Annotated in this window: 17 protein-coding genes and 3 tRNA genes; 13 read left to right on the forward strand and 7 right to left on the reverse strand. The window is 74.8% G+C overall.

Translation table 11 applies throughout. The annotated features are described in order from the left end of the window. Window positions 1-47: 47 nt before the first annotated feature. From ACZLKG_RS06100 to ACZLKG_RS06110, 3 genes are all read left to right on the forward strand, one after another. The gene (locus tag ACZLKG_RS06100; protein WP_463648259.1) at window positions 48-1,490 is read left to right on the forward strand and encodes a hemolysin family protein; all 1,443 of its coding nucleotides are present in this window, start codon (window positions 48-50) and stop codon (window positions 1,488-1,490) included. Continuing rightward, window positions 1,487-2,557 carry a CNNM domain-containing protein gene (locus ACZLKG_RS06105; protein WP_425708366.1) on the forward strand — a complete coding sequence of 357 codons (1,071 nt, stop codon included), beginning with the start codon at window positions 1,487-1,489 and terminating at the stop codon, window positions 2,555-2,557. Before ACZLKG_RS06100 ends, ACZLKG_RS06105 begins: the two co-directional genes overlap by 4 nt. 136 nt (window positions 2,558-2,693) lie before the next feature. Beyond that, entirely contained in the window at window positions 2,694-3,413 is a 720-nt protein-coding gene (locus ACZLKG_RS06110) for an SDR family NAD(P)-dependent oxidoreductase (RefSeq protein ID WP_463648260.1), read from the forward strand. A gap of 30 nt (window positions 3,414-3,443) precedes the next feature. On the opposite strand, the gene ACZLKG_RS06115 is transcribed toward ACZLKG_RS06110, so the two are convergent. Then, entirely contained in the window at window positions 3,444-3,941 is a 498-nt protein-coding gene (locus ACZLKG_RS06115) for a YajQ family cyclic di-GMP-binding protein (RefSeq protein ID WP_425708364.1), read from the reverse strand. Between the two features lie 126 nt (window positions 3,942-4,067). Here ACZLKG_RS06115 and ACZLKG_RS06120 point away from each other — a divergent pair. The 8 genes from ACZLKG_RS06120 to ACZLKG_RS06155 all read left to right on the forward strand — a co-directional run bounded on the left by ACZLKG_RS06120 (window position 4,068) and on the right by ACZLKG_RS06155 (window position 8,083). Beyond that, window positions 4,068-4,148, forward strand: a tRNA-Tyr gene (locus ACZLKG_RS06120). A 174-nt stretch (window positions 4,149-4,322) separates the two neighbouring features. Then, window positions 4,323-4,395, forward strand: a tRNA-Thr gene (locus ACZLKG_RS06125). Between the two features lie 53 nt (window positions 4,396-4,448). Next, window positions 4,449-4,522: transfer RNA gene (locus ACZLKG_RS06130), tRNA-Met, on the forward strand. Window positions 4,523-4,578: 56 nt separating this feature from the next. Continuing rightward, a complete protein-coding gene (gene rpmG / locus ACZLKG_RS06135; RefSeq protein WP_425708363.1) occupies window positions 4,579-4,749 on the forward strand; it encodes a 50S ribosomal protein L33 in 171 nt (56 codons plus the stop codon). A 43-nt stretch (window positions 4,750-4,792) separates the two neighbouring features. After that, complete coding sequence (locus ACZLKG_RS06140) at window positions 4,793-5,266, forward strand: FAS1-like dehydratase domain-containing protein (protein WP_425708362.1); 474 nt, start codon at window positions 4,793-4,795, stop codon at window positions 5,264-5,266. Beyond that, entirely contained in the window at window positions 5,263-5,691 is a 429-nt protein-coding gene (locus ACZLKG_RS06145) for a MaoC/PaaZ C-terminal domain-containing protein (protein ID WP_425708361.1), read from the forward strand. Before ACZLKG_RS06140 ends, ACZLKG_RS06145 begins: the two co-directional genes overlap by 4 nt. Beyond that, a complete protein-coding gene (locus ACZLKG_RS06150; RefSeq protein WP_463648261.1) occupies window positions 5,688-6,884 on the forward strand; it encodes a UDP-N-acetylmuramate dehydrogenase in 1,197 nt (398 codons plus the stop codon). Before ACZLKG_RS06145 ends, ACZLKG_RS06150 begins: the two co-directional genes overlap by 4 nt. Before the next feature lie 65 nt (window positions 6,885-6,949). Beyond that, window positions 6,950-8,083: a hypothetical protein gene (locus ACZLKG_RS06155; RefSeq protein ID WP_463648262.1), complete on the forward strand. Its 1,134-nt coding sequence runs from the start codon at window positions 6,950-6,952 to the stop codon at window positions 8,081-8,083. A 9-nt stretch (window positions 8,084-8,092) separates the two neighbouring features. Here ACZLKG_RS06155 and ACZLKG_RS06160 read toward each other — a convergent pair whose 3' ends face one another. From ACZLKG_RS06160 to ACZLKG_RS06170, 3 genes are read right to left on the reverse strand one after another with little or no spacing between them, the layout of a single operon-like run. Beyond that, window positions 8,093-8,893, reverse strand: coding sequence for an esterase/lipase family protein (locus tag ACZLKG_RS06160; protein ID WP_463648263.1), 801 nt, complete (start codon window positions 8,891-8,893; stop codon window positions 8,093-8,095). Next, a complete protein-coding gene (locus tag ACZLKG_RS06165) occupies window positions 8,890-9,876 on the reverse strand; it encodes an alpha/beta fold hydrolase (RefSeq protein ID WP_463648264.1) in 987 nt (328 codons plus the stop codon). Before ACZLKG_RS06165 ends, ACZLKG_RS06160 begins: the two co-directional genes overlap by 4 nt. After that, on the reverse strand, window positions 9,873-10,895 hold the full coding sequence (locus ACZLKG_RS06170) for an adenosine deaminase (RefSeq protein ID WP_425708356.1): 1,023 nt from the start codon (window positions 10,893-10,895) through the stop codon (window positions 9,873-9,875). Before ACZLKG_RS06170 ends, ACZLKG_RS06165 begins: the two co-directional genes overlap by 4 nt. Before the next feature lie 97 nt (window positions 10,896-10,992). Here ACZLKG_RS06170 and ACZLKG_RS06175 point away from each other — a divergent pair, with 97 nt between their 5' ends. After that, entirely contained in the window at window positions 10,993-12,288 is a 1,296-nt protein-coding gene (locus ACZLKG_RS06175; RefSeq protein WP_425708355.1) for a phosphotransferase family protein, read from the forward strand. Between the two features lie 165 nt (window positions 12,289-12,453). Beyond that, complete coding sequence (locus ACZLKG_RS06180; RefSeq protein WP_425708354.1) at window positions 12,454-12,897, forward strand: hypothetical protein; 444 nt, start codon at window positions 12,454-12,456, stop codon at window positions 12,895-12,897. Between the two features lie 82 nt (window positions 12,898-12,979). Here ACZLKG_RS06180 and ACZLKG_RS06185 read toward each other — a convergent pair whose 3' ends face one another. The 3 genes from ACZLKG_RS06185 to ACZLKG_RS06195 all read right to left on the reverse strand — a co-directional run bounded on the left by ACZLKG_RS06185 (window position 12,980) and on the right by ACZLKG_RS06195 (window position 16,718). After that, window positions 12,980-13,654: a response regulator transcription factor gene (locus ACZLKG_RS06185; RefSeq protein WP_425708353.1), complete on the reverse strand. Its 675-nt coding sequence runs from the start codon at window positions 13,652-13,654 to the stop codon at window positions 12,980-12,982. After that, complete coding sequence (locus tag ACZLKG_RS06190; protein WP_425708352.1) at window positions 13,654-15,315, reverse strand: sensor histidine kinase; 1,662 nt, start codon at window positions 15,313-15,315, stop codon at window positions 13,654-13,656. Before ACZLKG_RS06190 ends, ACZLKG_RS06185 begins: the two co-directional genes overlap by 1 nt. 182 nt (window positions 15,316-15,497) lie before the next feature. Further along, window positions 15,498-16,718, reverse strand: a complete 1,221-nt coding sequence (locus ACZLKG_RS06195; RefSeq protein ID WP_425708351.1) for a pyridoxal phosphate-dependent aminotransferase — start codon at window positions 16,716-16,718, stop codon at window positions 15,498-15,500. Window positions 16,719-16,823 lie beyond the last annotated feature (105 nt).

Consider the following 16,823-nt stretch of genomic DNA (forward strand, 5'->3'; position numbering starts at 1 on the left):
AGTACCAGCCCCGCGCCCCCTGCCCGCCTGCGCCCGGGGGGAGCGGAGTGAACCCGGTGGTCTCGATCGGCGTCGGACTGGTCGTCATCGTCGTCATCACCGCCGCCACGGCGTACTTCGTGGCCCAGGAGTTCGCCTACATCACCGTCGACCGGTCGGCTCTCGCCGCACGGGCCGAGGCCGGTGACGCGGCGGCACGGCGCACCCTCCAGATCACCCGACGCACCTCGTTCATGCTCTCCGGCGCCCAGCTCGGCATCACCGTGACCGGGCTGCTCGTCGGGTACGTCGCCGAACCGCTGGTCGGGCAGGCGGTCGGCGACCTGCTCGGTTCGGCCGGTCTGCAGATGGCGCTCGCGCTCGCGCTCGGCACCGGCGTCGCGCTCGTGGTGTCCACGTTCGTCCAGATGCTCTTCGGCGAGCTCGTGCCGAAGAACCTGGCGATCGCCGCGCCGGGACCGGTGGCCGAGCGGCTCGCGCTGTCGACCACCTGGTACCTGCGCCTGCTCGGGTGGCTCATCACGATCTTCGACCAGGCCTCCAACCTGCTGCTGCGGCTGCTGAGGATCGAGCCGGTGCACGACGTCGAGCACTCGGCGACCGCCCGGGACCTGCGCAGCATCGTCGCCGAGTCCCGGGAGGCGGCCACGCTCTCGCCCGCGATGTCGACGCTGCTGGACCGGGTGCTGGACTTTCCCGAGCGCGACGTCGAGCACGCGATGATCCCGCGCGCGCAGGTCGACGTCGTCCGTGACTCCCTCAGCGTCGGGGAGCTGCGCGAGGTGATGGCGGGCGGGCACACGCGCTATCCCGTGCTCGCCGAGGACTCAGAGCAGGTCCTCGGCGTGGTCGACCTCAACGACCTGCTCGGCACGGACCTGCCGGACGATGCGCCGATCACCGCGATCATGCGCGAGCCGCTCGTCGTGTCCCATCTGGCCTCGCTCACCTCGGCGATGGAGGACCTCGGGCACGGCGGGCGGATCGCCTGCGTGGTCGACGAGTACGGCGGCTTCACCGGCGTGCTCACGCTCGAGGACCTCGCCGAGGAGGTTGTCGGCGAGATCGCCGACGAGCACGACCCCGCCCCGCAGGAGGTCGCCGCCGGCCGGCACGAGGGGGAGTGGGAGGCCCCTGGCGCCGTCCATCTCGACGAGGTCGGCCGCGCGCTGGGGGTGACGATCCCCGAGGGGGACTACGAGACGATCGCCGGGCTGGCCATCGACCTGGCGGACGGCCTGCCCGAGGTCGGCGACGCGTTCGACGTGGAGCTGCCCATCGACCCCGGCGAGTTCGCGCGCACCGACGACCCGCGGCCGGGCGTGCTCCACGCGGAGGTCCTCGAGGTGGACCAGTGGGTCCCGAGCCGGCTGCGACTCACGCTCAGCCTGCCGACCCCGGATGACGACGCGCTCCTCGGCGAGGGACGTACCGGGCGCGACGCGCCCCGTGGGACCCACCGGACCGACGACGGCGAGGAGCAGTCATGAGCCCGCTCGTCGTGGTCGCGGTGACGGTCGCGCTCGTCGCCGCCAGCGCGTTCTTCGTGGCGACCGAGTTCGCCCTCGTCTCCGCCAAGCGGCATCGCATCGAGGAGCTCGCGCCCACCTCGAGGTCCGCGCGGGCGGCCCTGCGCAGCGGCGCGGAGCTCACGCTGCTCCTCGCGGGCTCGCAGCTCGGCATCACGGTCTGCACCCTCGCGCTCGGTGCGATCACGAAGCCGGCCGTCCACCACGCGCTGACGCCGCTGCTGGAGGTCACGGGCATGCCCTACGTGGCCGCCGACATCGCCGCGTTCGTCGCTGCCCTCGTCGTCGTCACGTTCATCCACCTCGTGGTCGGTGAGATGGCGCCGAAGTCCTGGGCGATCGCCCACCCGGAGCGGTCGGCGATGCTGCTCGCGATCCCCATGCGCGGATTTCTCTGGGTCACCCGCCCGTTGCTGCGCATGCTCAACGGCCAGGCCAACGGGATCGTGCGGCGCCTCGGCGTGGAGCCCGTGGACGAGGTCAACACCGGGCAGGACCCCGACGCGCTGCGTCACCTCGTCGAGCACTCGGCCGAGGTCGGGGCGCTCGACCCGCTCTCCTACGCGTCGCTCTCCCGGGTGCTCGACCTGAGGGCCGCGACGATGGCGGACCTTCTCGACGGCGGAGAGGTCACCGCGCTCGCGCCCGACGCGACGGCCGGGCAGGCACGCGACCTCGCCCGCAGCTCGGGACACCTGCGGCTCATCATCGGCACCGCCGGCCGGTACACGGGGGTGCTGCACGTGCGCGACACCCTGCTCGCGCCCGGCCCGGACGCGCCCGTCGCGCCGTACGTGCGGCCGCTCCTCGGAATCGCCGCGGACACACCGCTGACCGAGGCCACGCACCTCATGCGCGTCGGCCGGCACCACATCGCGCTCGTCACCGGCGAGGACGGGCGGGTCGGCGTCGTCACGCTCGCTGACCTGCTGCCGCGGCTGCTCGCGCTGTCCGGGGAACCGCGTTCGGCGGAGTCCTCGGGGGCGCGCCCGGACACGGGCGCGGGGTCGATCGGCGACCGACCCTGAGTGGCGGGTGCGCCCGCCGGGTGGGCCGGCCGGGTGGGCCGGCCCGTGCGGCGGGTACCGGCCGGCGGCGGACGCCGTGCGGCGTCGGCGTATCGTCTGGTCTGCGCCGCCGTCCCGGCGCACCTGGGAGGCTGCCATGACTGCCCACGACCTGTCCGCACGCGTCGTCCTCGTCGCCGGGGGCACCGGCAACGTCGGAGAGGGGATCGTCCGGGCCCTGCTCACGGCCGGCGCGCGCGTCGTCGTGCCGAGTGCCCGTCCGGGGCGGCTCGCCGAGCTCCGTGACCTGATCGGTGCCGACCTGGCGACGCGGCTCCTGCTCGTCGACCACCCGTACGAGTCGTTCGAGGACGCGGAGGCGCTCGCCGCACGGGTCGCCGACCGCGGCGTCACGGACGTCGTCGCCGCGATCGGCGGCTGGCACCAGGGTGAGCACGTCTGGGAGCTGACCGAGGAGACCTGGCGGCGGGACTTCGTCAGCACGGTCACCACGCACGTCGCGCTCGCCCGGGCACTCGTGCGCGCCCTGCCCGCCGACGGTACCTACACGTTCATCACCGGCACCGCCGCGCGAGAGGCGGCGGCGACCGCCGGGCCGGTGAGCATGGCGGGTGCCGCCCAGCTCATGCTCCGGCAGGTGGTCAGCGCCGAGGCGGGCGGGTCGCCACGTGCGTCGTCCCTCCTGCTGGGGCCGGTCGTCACGCGCTCCCGCACGAAGGGGAAGAAGGAGTGGCTGACCGCCGACCAGGCGGGCCGAGCGGTCGCCCACGTGATCGCCACCCCCACCCTGGGGGACACCGTGGTCGCGGTCGAGACGGTCGACGCGCTGGAGAGGCTGCTCGGCGACCCGGCCTGACCGGGGCTGCTCGGCGGGGTTCTGCCCGGGTCAGCGGTAGTTGACGTACTGGAGCGCGGCGTCGATGTCGTCGGCGCGCTTGAGCAGGGCGATGACGGACTGGAGGTCGTCGCGCGACTTGCTGCTCACGCGGATCTCGTCACCGGTGATGTTGGCCTTCACGCCCTTGGGCCCCTCGTCGCGGATCAGCCTGGTGATCTTCTTCGCGACGTCCTGGTCCAGCCCCTCCTTCAGCGGGCCGGCGAGGCGGAACTCCTTGCCGGACTGCACGGGCTCCTTCTCGCCGAGGTCGAGGGCCTTGAGCGAGACGCCGCGGCGCACGAGCTTGGTCTCGAGCACGTCGAGGACCGCGAGCACGCGCTCGGCCGTGTTGGCGGCCATCGACACGACATCGCCCTTGAGCGTGACGTCGGCGCCGACGCCGCGGAAGTCGTAGCGCTGGCCGATCTCCTTGCGTGCCTGGTTGACCGCGTTGTCGACCTCCTGGCGGTCGACCTTGGACACGATGTCGAACGAGGAGTCGGCCATGTGAGCCTCCGGCTGGTAGACGGGCCCCGCTGGCGGGGCGGTGGGTGACGCAGGACTCGCCCAGGTGGCTACGGACCTGCGCCCGGATGTTGATATCGTGCCATCCGCACCCGTTGAGGGATGCCCGGCGAGTTGCCCGAGCGGCCAAAGGGAGCTGACTGTAAATCAGCCGCGCAAGCTTCGCAGGTTCGAATCCTGCACTCGCCACGACCGGCCGGACCCGCATGCGGGTCCGGCCTTCGTCGTCGTGCGGCGCGGCGACGCCGGGGAGCGGGGCCTGTGAGCACACTCACCGCGTGCCCGGGCCCTCGTGGTTGGCCCGGCGCCGTCGCCGCGTTGTAGGCTCGTCCGCGCTGCCTCGATGAGCTTGTCGTCGGGCACGCCCCGATAGCTCAGTCGGCAGAGCGTCTCCATGGTAAGGAGAAGGTCAAGGGTTCGATTCCCTTTCGGGGCTCTGGTTCACGGATACAGCCTGCGCCCGCGCGTGGACGCCGTTCGTGGCCGCGTGGCGGGGTAGCTCAGCTGGTCAGAGCGCACGACTCATAATCGTGAGGTCGGGGGTTCGAGCCCCCCTCCCGCTACCGCGCCCGCACCGCACATCGGCGGTGGTGGGCTCAGCGACAGGAACGAGGACATCATGGCCACCAAGTCGGCGGACATCCGCCCCAAGATCACCCTGGCCTGCGAGAACTGCAAGGGCCGGAACTACATCACCAAGAAGAACAAGCGGAACACCCCGGACCGCCTCGAGCTGCAGAAGTTCTGCCCGCGCTGCAACACGAAGACCGGTCACCGCGAGACCCGCTGATCCCTGGGGGGACGACGTCACCGCCCGCGGCTAACCTGGATGGATGACCGAGACCCCACCGCGCCCCGCCGGCGTCGACCCGACGCTCGCGGGGCGCACCTATGCCCCGACCGAGACCTACGTCGTGTCCGAGGCGAAGATCGTCGAGATGGCCGAGGCGACCGGTGCGACGCACCCGCTGCACACCGATGACGAGGCGGCCCGCGCCGCCGGCTACGCGGGCGTCGTGGCACCGCCGACCTTCGCGGTCGTGCTCGCGCAGCGCGCCGAGCAGTCCTACGTCGCGTCCCCGGAGTCGGGCATCGACTTCTCCCGCGTGGTCCACGCCGACGAGCGGATCACCCACCACCGGCCGATCGTCGCGGGGGACCGGCTGCGGACCAGCGTCCTCGTCGAACGGATCCTCGCCCGCGGGGCCCTCACGCTCGTGACGACCCGGGCCGAGATCGCCGAGGCGGGCACCGAGGCCCCCGTCGCCACCGTCACGTCCACCCTCGCCGTGCGGGGCGACGCATGAGCGCCGCGCCCCGCCCCGTGCCCGAGGTCGGCGAGGAGGTCCTGCGGGAGACCGTGCCGGTCACCCGCACCACCCTGGTCCGCTACGCCGGCGCGTCGGGGGACTTCAACCCCATCCACCATGACGACGCCGTGGCAGCGTCCGTCGACCTGCCCGGCGTCATCGCGCACGGGATGGCCACGCTCGGCATCGCCGCCGCGCTCGTCGAGACCTGGGCGGGCGGCCCGGGAGCCGTCCTCGACGTCCAGACGCGGTTCGCCCGCCCCGTCGTGGTCCCGGCGGGCGGCGGGACAGAGCTCGAGGTGACGGGCGTAGCCGGCCAGGTCGAGGGCACAACGGTGCGAGTCGACGTCGACGTGCGCCACGAGGGGGTCGCCGTCCTCACGCGCGCCCGCGTGCTCGTCGACCTCGCGAGGTCCGTGTGAGCGAGGTTCGCGGGCGCGGCGCCGGCCCGACGGCCGCGGGCACGACGACGCCGCCGGCCACGGCGACACCCCCCGGCCCCACGCCGGGGGCCGACGCGATCGCGCCGACCACGTTCGCCGAGGCGACCACCCTGCGGGTCGGCGGCCCGATCGGGACGCTCGTCGACGCCGGGTCCGAGGCCGAGATCGTCGACGCGGTGCGGGCGGCCGACGCGGACGGGACACCGCTGCTCGTGCTGGGCGGCGGCTCCAACCTGCTCGTCGGCGACGCCGGGTTCGACGGGATCGTCGTGCGCGACACGCGCCGTGAGCTCGACGTGGACAGCGTCCAGGGGTGCGGCGGCGGGCAGTTCACGGCGCCGGCCGGCGCCGTGTGGGACGACGTCGTGGCCCGCGCGGTGGCCGACGGTGCCTCGGGCCTCGAGGCCCTGTCCGGGATCCCCGGCTCCACCGGGGCGACCCCCGTGCAGAACGTGGGCGCCTACGGGCAGGAGGTCGCGGGCGTGCTCTCGCAGGTGCGGGCGTGGGACCGCCTCGCGGGGCGGCCGCGCACGCTCGCCCTCATGGACCTCGGCCTGGGCTACCGCACCTCGGTCCTCAAGCGTTCCCTCACCGACACCGGCGCCGGGGGAGGCCGCACCTGGGGCCCGACCGGTCGCTGGGTCGTCCTGTCGGTCTCCTTCCAGACCCCGGCGAGCGTGATGTCCGCGCCCGTGCGGTACGCCGAGCTCGCCCGCACGCTTGGCGTCGAGATCGGGCAGCGTGCCCCCTCGACCGACGTCCGTGCCGCCGTGCTCGAGCTGCGCCGCGGCAAGGGCATGGTGCTGGAGGCCGATGACCACGACACCTGGTCCGCCGGGTCCTTCTTCACCAACCCGATCCTGCCGCCCGACCGGGCCGCGGAGCTGCCGCAGGCCGCGCCGCGGTTCGACGCGCCCGCGCCGGACGGGTCGGGCGCGACGTGGGTGAAGACCTCGGCCGCCTGGCTCATCGACCATGCCGGGTTCCACAAGGGGCACGGCATGCCCGGACCGGCGGCGATCTCCAGCCGGCACGCGCTCGCCCTGACCAACCGGGGCGGCGCGCGGGCGTCCGACGTCGTCGCGCTCGCCCGCGAGGTCCGCGACGGCGTGCGGGCGGCCTACGGGGTCGAGCTCGTCCCCGAACCGGTGCTCCTCGGCGTCGAGCTCTGACCTGCTCCGCGCCCGAGCCCACCACTGGCCCCCTGCCCGCCCGAACGTCTGCCCCGGAGGCACCCGTGACCGCCGTCCCCGACCTCCTTGACACCCTCCTGCGCGGCACACGGGCGGAGATCGAAGCCGCCGGCACAGCCGTGGCCGCCACGCTCGGTCGGGGCGACGCCGATGCGGTCGGCCGGGCCGACCGTGCGTTGCGAGACGGCAGCGCCTCGCTGCGGCGGACACCCGACGGCGGGTACGACCTCGTCGTCGGGCCCCGCACCTGGCGGGCCGGCCGGTTCACCACGCCGACCCTCGCCGAGCTGCGCGCTGCCGCCGCCGCGGCACCGACGGACGATCCGGGGGACGCTCCGGCCGGAGCGACCCTCTCGGTGCTCGTCGGCGCCCACCCGCTCACGGACATCGGTGCGTTGCAGGCGTTCGCCGCGCGGGACACGCTGTTCCAGGTCGCCTCCCAGCTCAACTGCCTCGAGGCCCCGTCACCGAGGCTCGTCCCGGTCCCCGAGTACCTCTCCGACCCCACGCAGGGCCCCCGCGCCGCGATCGGGGCCTTCCCCGGTGCCCTCCTGCGGCACCACGCCGCCCCGGACGGCGCCGGCGGCACCTTCGTTCAGACGGACGACCGTCAGGTCGAGCTTCTCGCCGACGCGCTGCCCGCGCGCATCGGTCGCGCCGTCGGCGGATACCTGCGGCCAGGTGACCTGGCCGACGTCGACGCCGGGGCCCGTGCGCTCGCGGAGCACCGTGAGGACATCCGGGTCGGCGTGCACGACGACGTCGAGGTGGCTCTCGGCGCGAGCTGGCGTGGGTCGGTGCCCCCAGGCACGCGCATCGCGCAGGTGTGCACCTCCACGCTCGCCTCCGGCCTCTACGGCGACGGCCGTCCGCCGACCGGTGCGCTGCTCGACGTCGCCCGGACGCTGCTGCGTGCCGCCTACCTGGGGACGCTGCTCGCGGCGGCCGCCATCGGGCGGCGTCGCGTGGTGCTCACGCTCATCGGCGGGGGCGTGTTCGGGAATCCCCACCCCACGATCCTCGGGGCGATCGACTGGGCGCTCACCGAGTACGCGGGAGCCTCGGCGGGCCCGCTCGACGTGGTCCTCAACGCCCGCGAGCTGGACCCGGGCGTCGACCTCGATCAGCTGCGGGACCGGTGCGAGCGGCGCGGCGGGAAGCTGCGGCGAGCGGCCTGACGGCCCGGCCTACGCTCGTCCGCGGCCCTGGTCAGTCCGGGCGCGTGGGGGGCGCCCGGACAGCCGGGCCACGTGCCGGGCGACGAGGGCGTGGACCGCCGGGGACCCGAGCGGGCGGAAGTGCCCGCGCTCGGCCAGCCGGACGTTCGTCGCCCCCTGCAGGTACGAGCCACCCGGCACGTGCGGATCCCACGCGGGGGCGAGGGAGACGATCCGCGCGTCGACCTCCGTGCGGCGGGCGAGGCTCACGAGGTCCGGCGCCGAGGGCCGCAGGCCGCCGACGACGGAGCGCGGCGGGAACACCTGCGCCCACCTCGAGCCGCGCCACGGCGTGGCGATCGCGACCATCCCCGCCACCCGGTGCCCCTCGGGCCCGAGCATCGCCGCCTTGCCGACGAGCCCGCCCTTGCTGTGGGCGACGAGCACCACCCCGGTGAGGTCGAGCCCGGCCAGGAACGCGGTCGTGGCGGCCGCGCCGTCGGCCACGGTGCGGGCGTTGAGGCCGAGGTCCGGGACGACGCCCACCGGGTGCCGCGCACCGGCCAGCGCGCGCCCGACCCGGGCCAGCATGTGCCACGACTCGTAGACCCCGGGAAGAAGGATGACGGGGGCGGCACCGGCGTCGTCGACGCCGTCGGGGGCGGCGTGCAGGGCCGGGCGCCAGCCGTCGCGCCTGAGCATGCCGCGCGCGGAGGTCGCCGCGGTCGCGGCCACCCACGCGTAGTCCAGGCCGTGCGCGAGCGGCCGGGTGGCAAGCTCCGCGGCGCGCCGCAGGTGCTCCCCGGTCCGAGGGTGCCGCCGCCGCGTCACGGCCCGTCGGACAGGCCGTGCCCGTCGTCGGAGGGGGAGCCGGGCGGGACGGCGGAGCCTGGCCCGTGCCGTTCGTCGTCGGCGAGGTGGGTCAGGGCGGCGCGTACGACGGCAGGGTGGTCCTCGACGACCACCGAGTGTGCCGCACCCGGGACGAGTGCCACCGTGCAGCTCCGCACGCGCCCGGCGAGCTCCCCGGCCCAGGTCTCGGGCACGAGATGGTCGTGCTCACCGTGCAGGATCGTCACCCGTGCCGACGGTCCCGCGAGCGCGAGCCGGTCCTCGATCCGGTAGCCCATCACCTCGGGCAGGATGTCCGCCACCCAGCGGGTGGTCGCCGTGAGGTAGGAGCGGGTGGCGAGCAGCCGGAGCCGGTGCGTCTCGTGGACCGCCGACTGCAGGTACCGCCACAGCTGGGTGAGCGGGCGGCGCTCCGCGGCGTTGACGGGCGGCGCCACGAGCACGGCCCGGCGCAGGGCGTCCGGCTGCCGGGCCATCATCTCCACCGCGACCTGGGCGCCCATCGAGTGGCCGACGAGGACCGGGTCGTGCACCCCGCCGGCGGCCAGCACGTCCTCGACGACCTCGGCGAGGCCGGCGATGCCGAGCGTCGTCGCCGGCGGCGGGACGTCGCCGAAGCCGGGCAGGTCGACGAGGAGGACCTCGCCGTGCTCCGCGAGGTCCTCGGCCAGCGGAAGCAGGTAGATCGAGGAGAGTCCCACGCCGTGCAGGAGCACGAACGTCACCCGGCCGTCGCCGGGGACGTCGGGGTTCTCGTGCTCGGCGCCGGCGCCGGGTGCGCCGACGCGATGGACGCGGACGAACGTCCCGTCGAGGAGCCGCATCGACGTGGCGGTGCGCGAGAGCCGGGCGACCGTGCGCCGCGACCCGGGACGCAGCCGCACCTGCCGGCCGGCGGGCGGCGAGACGAGGTCGGCGACGGCGAGCGTGAGGCGTCGCCACCACCGCAGTCGAGCGGTCACGCGGGCTCCGCGAGCCACTCGTCGACCTCGGCGACCCAGCGTGCGACGTCGCGACGGTGGGCCCGGGACGCGCGCAGCGAGCCCTTGGCGAGGCCGGCGATCTCGGCGTCGCCGAGGCCGTGGACCTCGCGGGCGGCGACGTACTGGTCGGTGAGGCGGGAGAGGAACAGCAGGGGGTCGTCGGCACCGAGAGCCAGCGTGGCGCCGGAGTCGAGCAGGCTCCGCAGCGGCACGTCGGCGGCGGTCGGGTACACCCCGAGCGAGACGTTGGAGGCGGGGCACACCTCGAGGGCGATCCCCGCGTCGACCACCCGGGCGAGGAGGTCGGGGGACTCGGCGAGCCGCACGCCGTGCCCGAGCCGGTCGGGCCGCAGGTGCGTGACGACGTCGGCCACGTGGTCGGGCCCGAGGAGCTCGCCGCCGTGCGGCATCGCCGCGAGACCGGCCTGGCGGGCGATGCGGAAGGCCGCCGCCCAGTCGGAGGTCGTGCCGCGGCGCTCGTCGTTGCTCAGGCCGAACCCGACGACCTGACCCGGGCCGTCCCCCGCGTGGAGGGCCGCGAGACGGGCCAGCGTGCGGGCGTCGAGCGGGTGCCGGGTGCGGGACGCGGCGACGATGACGGCCACCTGGACACCCGTCGCCCGGGACGCCGCGGCGGCCTCGTCGAGCACGATCTCGAGGGCGGGCGTGAGACCGCCCACGTACGGGGCGTAGCTCGTGGGGTCGACCTGGATCTCCAGCCTGCGCGAGCCCTCGGCGGCGTCGTCGGCGGCGGCCTCCGCGACGATCCGGCGCATCGCGGCCTCGGACCGGACGACGGCGCGCGCGGTGTCGTAGGACCGCTGGAACCGGAACCAGCCGCGCTTGTCGGCGGGGACGCGCAGCGCGACGTCGTCCGTGAGGTTCGCGGGGAGCCGGACGCCCTCGTCCTCGGCGAGGTCGAGCAGCGTGGACACGCGCATGGAGCCGGTGAAGTGCAGGTGCAGGTGGGCCTTGGGGAGCCGGCCCAGGTCGCGCATCGGGACATCATGCCAGGACAGGGGGTCGGACGCGGGCCGGGAGCGGCTCGGGCGCCTCGATGGCGCACGGGCCGCGCGCGTGTGATCTTATTTCGTCATGAGCATCTCGGCGGCGGCGATGAGGGAGCCGGCCGACGTCGCCCTGCTGACGGGGCCCGACGCCGGTGACGTCCTCACGTCCGCCCTCGTGCCCGACGACGGCAGGCTCGTGGAGTGGGCCGTGCACACCGTCCACCACCGCCCGGGCGCGGGCGTGACGGTCGGCTACACCGCCACGGTCGAGCGGACCGCCGCCGACGGGTCGCGCAAGCGCACGGAGGAGTACCTGTGCGCGACCACCGCACGTCTCACCCGCGCGGCGGGGCCCGGGCTCGTCCGTCTCGAGCCGCCGGACGGCCGTGGCCCGGTGGTCCACCTGTGGCGGCACCCGGCCGACCCGGAGCTGCCCGCGCTGGCCACCGCGTGCGACTCCGCGAAGATGTCCCAGCGGCTCGGTGAGCAGGTCACGCTCGAGCTCGTCGCCTATCGACCCACGCGCCGCGCGGTCCTGCGCGCGACGGGCGCCTCCGGGCGCGTCCACTACGTCAAGGTGGTCCGGCCGGTCTCGCTCGCGGACCTCGTCGGGCGCCACCGGATGCTCACCTCCGCTGGGGTGCCCGCGCCGGCGGTGGTCGCGGAGGAGCCGGCCGGGCTCGCCGTCCTCGCCGAGGGGCAGGGGGAGTCGCTCGCGCGCGTGCTGCACCGCGGTCCGGGGCACGAGACCGACGCCGTGCTGCACGCCCTCGTGCGCACGCTCGACACCCTGCCGCCCGCGGCCCTCCAGCTGGCCCGCCGCTCGGCCTGGTCCGAGCGGGCGAACCACTACGCCCACGCGGCGGCGACCGTCGTCCCCGAGGCCGAGGCGCGCACGAGGGCGCTCGCCGCCGGTATCGACCAGCTCCTCCACGCCGGTCCGCCGCAGCCCGTCGTGCCCGTGCACGGGGACTTCTACGAGGCCAACGTGCTCATGGACCCCCGGGAGGGGATCACCGCGGTCTCGAGCCTGCTCGACGTCGACTCTCTCGGGCCCGGCCACCGCAGCGACGACCTCGCCTGCCTGCTGGGCCACGTCTCGGTCCTCGTCCACCTCGCGCCCGACCGGTACCCGGCGGTCCCGCACGTGCTCGCGCGCTGGACGCAGCTCTGCGAGCAGATGGTCGATCCCGTCCAGGTCTGCACCCGGGCCGCCGGCGTCACCCTGTCGCTGGTGGCGGGGGCCAAGCGGGCCGACGGGAGGTGGCGGGCCGACGCCGAGGGGCGGCTCGTCACCGCGGAGGCCTGGTTGGCCCGCGCGCGAGACTTCACCGCCGGCCGCGTGACCGGCCCCTTCGTCGTGCCGCCGCCCGTCGGCTGACCAGCCGGGACGCCGGTCCGGGGCCGGTCGTCCGACGCCCCCGGTCGCCGTGGATGAGAGTCCTCTCATCCGCCGCTGGGCACGACCTCACCGCCCGCGACGAGGATGGTCGGGTCGGCGGGCGACCTGCCGCCGACCGTCGAGCACCGGAAGGGACGAGCACGGATGCGCACGAAGGCGTCGTGGATCGCGGTCGGGTCGCTGTCGGCCGTCGCCGTCGTCGGAGGGACCGTCCTGGCCGGTGCCGAGGCCGAGGACGTGGAGCTGGACTCCGTGCGGATCCCCCCGGCCCGCGTCTCGCCGTCGGAGTCGAGCAGCGACGGGACCGGGGAGTCCACGACGGACGGGACGGGGGAGTCGACCACGGACGGGGCCGAGGAGCCCACCACCGAGCCGGCCTCGCCCACGGAGGAGGCGACGACGGTGCCGCCGGAGCGCAGCTCCGTCTCGGCCGCCTCGCCCGAGCCGCCCCCCGCGCCCGCGCCCGCACCGGCTCCGCCGCCTGCACCCGCGCCTGCCCCGGCACCCGTGCCGGCGCCCGCTCCGGCCCCGGTCGAGAGCCCGGACTCGCCCGACAGCCCCGAGAGCGCCGAGAGCCCCGACGACTGACGCCCGGCGGCGAGGACGGACGTCGACCGGCGAGGACCGCGGTCGGCCGGCGCGGGTCGATGCCAGGAGCCGAGCGGCCCGGTCAGCCGGTGACGAGCCGGTAGCCCATCCGCGGGACCGTCTGGATGCGCTCCGCACCGATCTTCTTGCGCAGGTAGCGCACGTAGACGTCGACCACGTTGGACCCCGGGTCGAAGTCGTAGCCCCACACGCGCGAGAGGATCTGCTCGCGGGAGAGCACCTGGCCGGGGTGCAGCAGGAAGGTCTCGAGCAGGGCGAACTCGCGGGCGGACAGGTCGACGGTGCGTCCCGCGACCGTGGCCTGCCGCGTGCGCACGTCCAGGGTGAGGTCGTCGACCTGGAGGTGGGTCGGGTCGGCCCCGGACGAGGCCGTCTGGGCCGAGCGCAGCCGGAGGCGTACGCGGGCCAGGAGCTCCTCGAACCGGAACGGCTTGGGCATGTAGTCGTCGGCACCGGACTCCAGCCCGGTCACCGTGTCGTCGACCGACGAGCGTGCCGTCAGCATGATGACGGGCAGGGTGTGCCCCTCGCCGCGCAGGGTCTGCAGCACCTCGAAGCCGTCGACGTCCGGCAGGCCGATGTCGAGGATGACGAGGTCGTACCCGCCGGTGCGGACGTGGTCGAGCCCGGCCCTGCCGGTGGTGACCGCCGTCGGCTGGTGCCCGGCAGCCGTCAGGCCCTTCGTGACGAACGAGGCGATGCCCGCCTCGTCCTCGATGATGAGGATCTGTGCCACTACCTGCTCCCTTCGCGAGCTGTCTCCGTGGTGCTGACCCGGGCCCGGCCGGGCTCACCGGCCTCCTGCGGTGCGTCCAGGTCGACGTCCAGGTCGAGCTCGAGCGCGCGGGCCGGGAGGTCGAGCACGAACGTGGACCCACGGCCCGGCTCCGAGGCGACGTCCACGCGCCCGCCGTGCGCCTCGGCGATCGCGCTGACGATGGCGAGACCGAGCCCGCTGCCGTCCGTGCGCTCCTCCCCGGGCCGGTTCGTGCGGGCGAACCGCTCGAAGATGCGGCGCTGGTCCTCCGGGGCGATGCCGCGGCCCTCGTCGCGCACCCACAGGTGGAGCCGCCCGGACTCGGTCGCCGAACCGAGCGCGACCGTCGAGCCGGCCGCGGAGAACTTCACCGCGTTCGCGGCGAGCTGGATGAGGGCCTGCGTGAGCCGCTGACCGTCGACGACCGCCTCGGCCTCGAGCCGCGCGTCGATGACGAACCGGCGCTCGCCGAGCTGACGGATCTGGTCCAGCACGTTGTCGAGCATCGGCCCCAGGTCGGTCGGGCCCGGCTGGACGAACGTCGGTGCGTCCGCCTTGGCGAGCATGACGAGGTCGTCGGCCAGGCGGTGCATGCGGTCGAGCTCGGAGATCGTCAGCTCGCGGGTCTGGCGGGCATCGTCGGCGTCGTCGGGGTTCATCAGCTCGAGGTGCCCACGGACGATGGTGATCGGAGTGCGCAGCTCGTGCCCGGCGTCGTCCAGCAGCCGGCGCTGGGAACGGAACGAACCCTCGAGGCGGGCGAGCATCGCGTTGACCGTCCGGGCGAGGTCGGCGACGTCGTCGGACCCCTCCGCCTGGATCCGGCCCGACAGGTCGGTCTCGGTGATGCGCTCCGCGGTCGAGCGCAGCTCCCGCAACGGGGAGAGGAGCCGGCCCGACACCACCCAGGCGACGACCCCGACCACCAGCATCGACACGACGGAGACGACGAGGTAGGTGCGGGCCGACGCCCACACCGGGGCGAGCTCGGCGTCCATGTCGAATGCGATGACCACGGCGCCCGACGTCGGCGCGCCCGGTGGGCTGCCCTCGGGGTCGATCGACACGGGCAGCATCGCGTACCGGTAGGTCGCCATCGACGTCGAGACCGAGCTGATGGTCCCTCGCCCGTCCTCCACCGCAGCGGTGAGGGCGGCGATGAGCTCGTCGTCCGCGCCCATGTCCAGGCCGCCGGGCTGCCACCAGCGCGCGTCCGTGCCGACGAATCCCATGGCCCCCTCGTTGTCCGCCGGGACCTCCGAGGACATCGCCGTCCAGACCGCGCCGGAGATGCCGTCGGCGGCGCTCACGGCCTCGCCCTCGCTCAGCAGCGCGGCCATCTCCTGGGTGGTGCGCTGGAGCGTCGCGTCGACCGAGTCGATGGCCCGGCCCCGTTCCAGCCACACCGCGGTGCTGCCGACGACCACGAGCGTGAGGCCGGTGAGCAGCAGGACCGTCCGGATGATCTTGGCCCGCACCGTGCTGCGGCGGTACCACGGGCGGTCCGCCTGCGTCGGCGTGGCCGCTCCGGGGTCGGGGGCCTCCTCGTGCACCGCCGCCTCGGGCGTGGGGGCCGACGGCGCGGCGTCGCGCGCGGGCGCGCGGGCGGGCCCGGCGGTGCCGCTCCTGCGTCCGTCCACGTCCCAGCCTCCTCCGGGCCGCCCGTCGCGGCCCTGCCCACGCTAGTGTCCGTGGCCGGGATGAGGCGGAGATGAGACACGGGCTGCGGGACTCTCAGCGCCTTGCGCCGGCTCCCGGGACGGGCACGGGCCCGGCGCCGTCGCGCCGGGCCCGTGGCCACCTCGTCCTCGGGGTGCTCCGTTCAGCGGAGCAGCTCCGCCATGCGTCCGAGCGCCTCGGTGAGGTTCTCGTCGGACGTGGCGTAGCTCAGCCGGAGGAACCCCGACGGGCCGAAGGCCTCGCCCGGCACGACCGCGACCTCGACCTCCTCGAGGATGAGCGAGGCGAGCTCGGCGGAGGTCTGCGGGGTCCGGCCGCGGAACGTGCGGCCGAGGAGCCCCTCGACCGAGGGGTAGGCGTAGAACGCGCCCTTCGGCTCCGGCACCTCGATCCCGTCGATCGCCCGCAGGAGGTCGACGACCAGCCGGCGACGCCGGTCGAACGCCATCCGCATCTCCGCCACCGCGGTGAGGTCGCCGGACACGGCGGCGACGGCGGCGCGCTGGCTGACGTTGGCCACGTTCGAGGTCAGGTGCGACTGGAAGTTCGTCGCGGCCTTCACGACGTCGGCCGGTCCGACGAGCCAGCCCACGCGCCATCCGGTCATCGCGTACGTCTTGGCGACCCCGTTGAGCACGATGGTGGTGTCGGCGAGCTCGGGGACGACGCCCAGGACGGGCGTGAACTCGGCGTCGCCGTACACGAGGTGCTCGTAGATCTCATCGGTGATCACCCAGATGCCGTGCTCGAGCGCCCAGCGGCCGATGCGCTCGGTCTCCTCGCGGGAGTAGACCGTGCCGGTCGGGTTCGACGGCGAGCAGAGCACGAGGACCTTCGTGCGCGCCGAGCGGGCGGCCTCGAGGAGGTCGACGTCGACCTTGTAGCTGCGCTCGGCACCGGCGAACACCGGCACGGCCACGCCGCCCGCCAGCGAGATCGCCTCCGGGTAGGTGGTCCAGTACGGCGAGGGGAGCAGCACCTCGTCGCCCGGGTCCAGCACCGCGGCGAACGCCTGGAAGACGGCCTGCTTGCCTCCGTTGGTCACGAGCACGCTGCTCGGGTCGATCGGGTAGCCGGAGTCGCGCAGCGTCTTGGCCGCGATCGCCTCCTTGAGCGCGGGCAGGCCACCCGCGGGGGAGTACCGGTGGTTGACCGGGTCCTTGGCCGCCGCGACCGCCGCCTCGACGATGTAGTCCGGCGTCGGGAAGTCCGGCTCGCCGGCGCCGAGGCCGATGACGGGCCGGCCCTCGGCCTTGAGCGCCTTGGCCTTGGCGTCGACGGCGAGCGTCGCGGACTCGGCGATGCCGGCGAGTCGGGCGGAGATGCGGGGACGGGAGTCGGCTGTCGTCGTCACGACAACCATCGTGGCACGGTCCGCGCCCGGCGTCCCTCCCCGTCCGGGACCCGGTCGTCGGGGTCGCGCGACGCCGGGTGTGACGCGTGACCTTCCGCACCACGGTCGACCATG

This window comes from Georgenia sp. Z2081 (genome assembly GCF_055326445.1).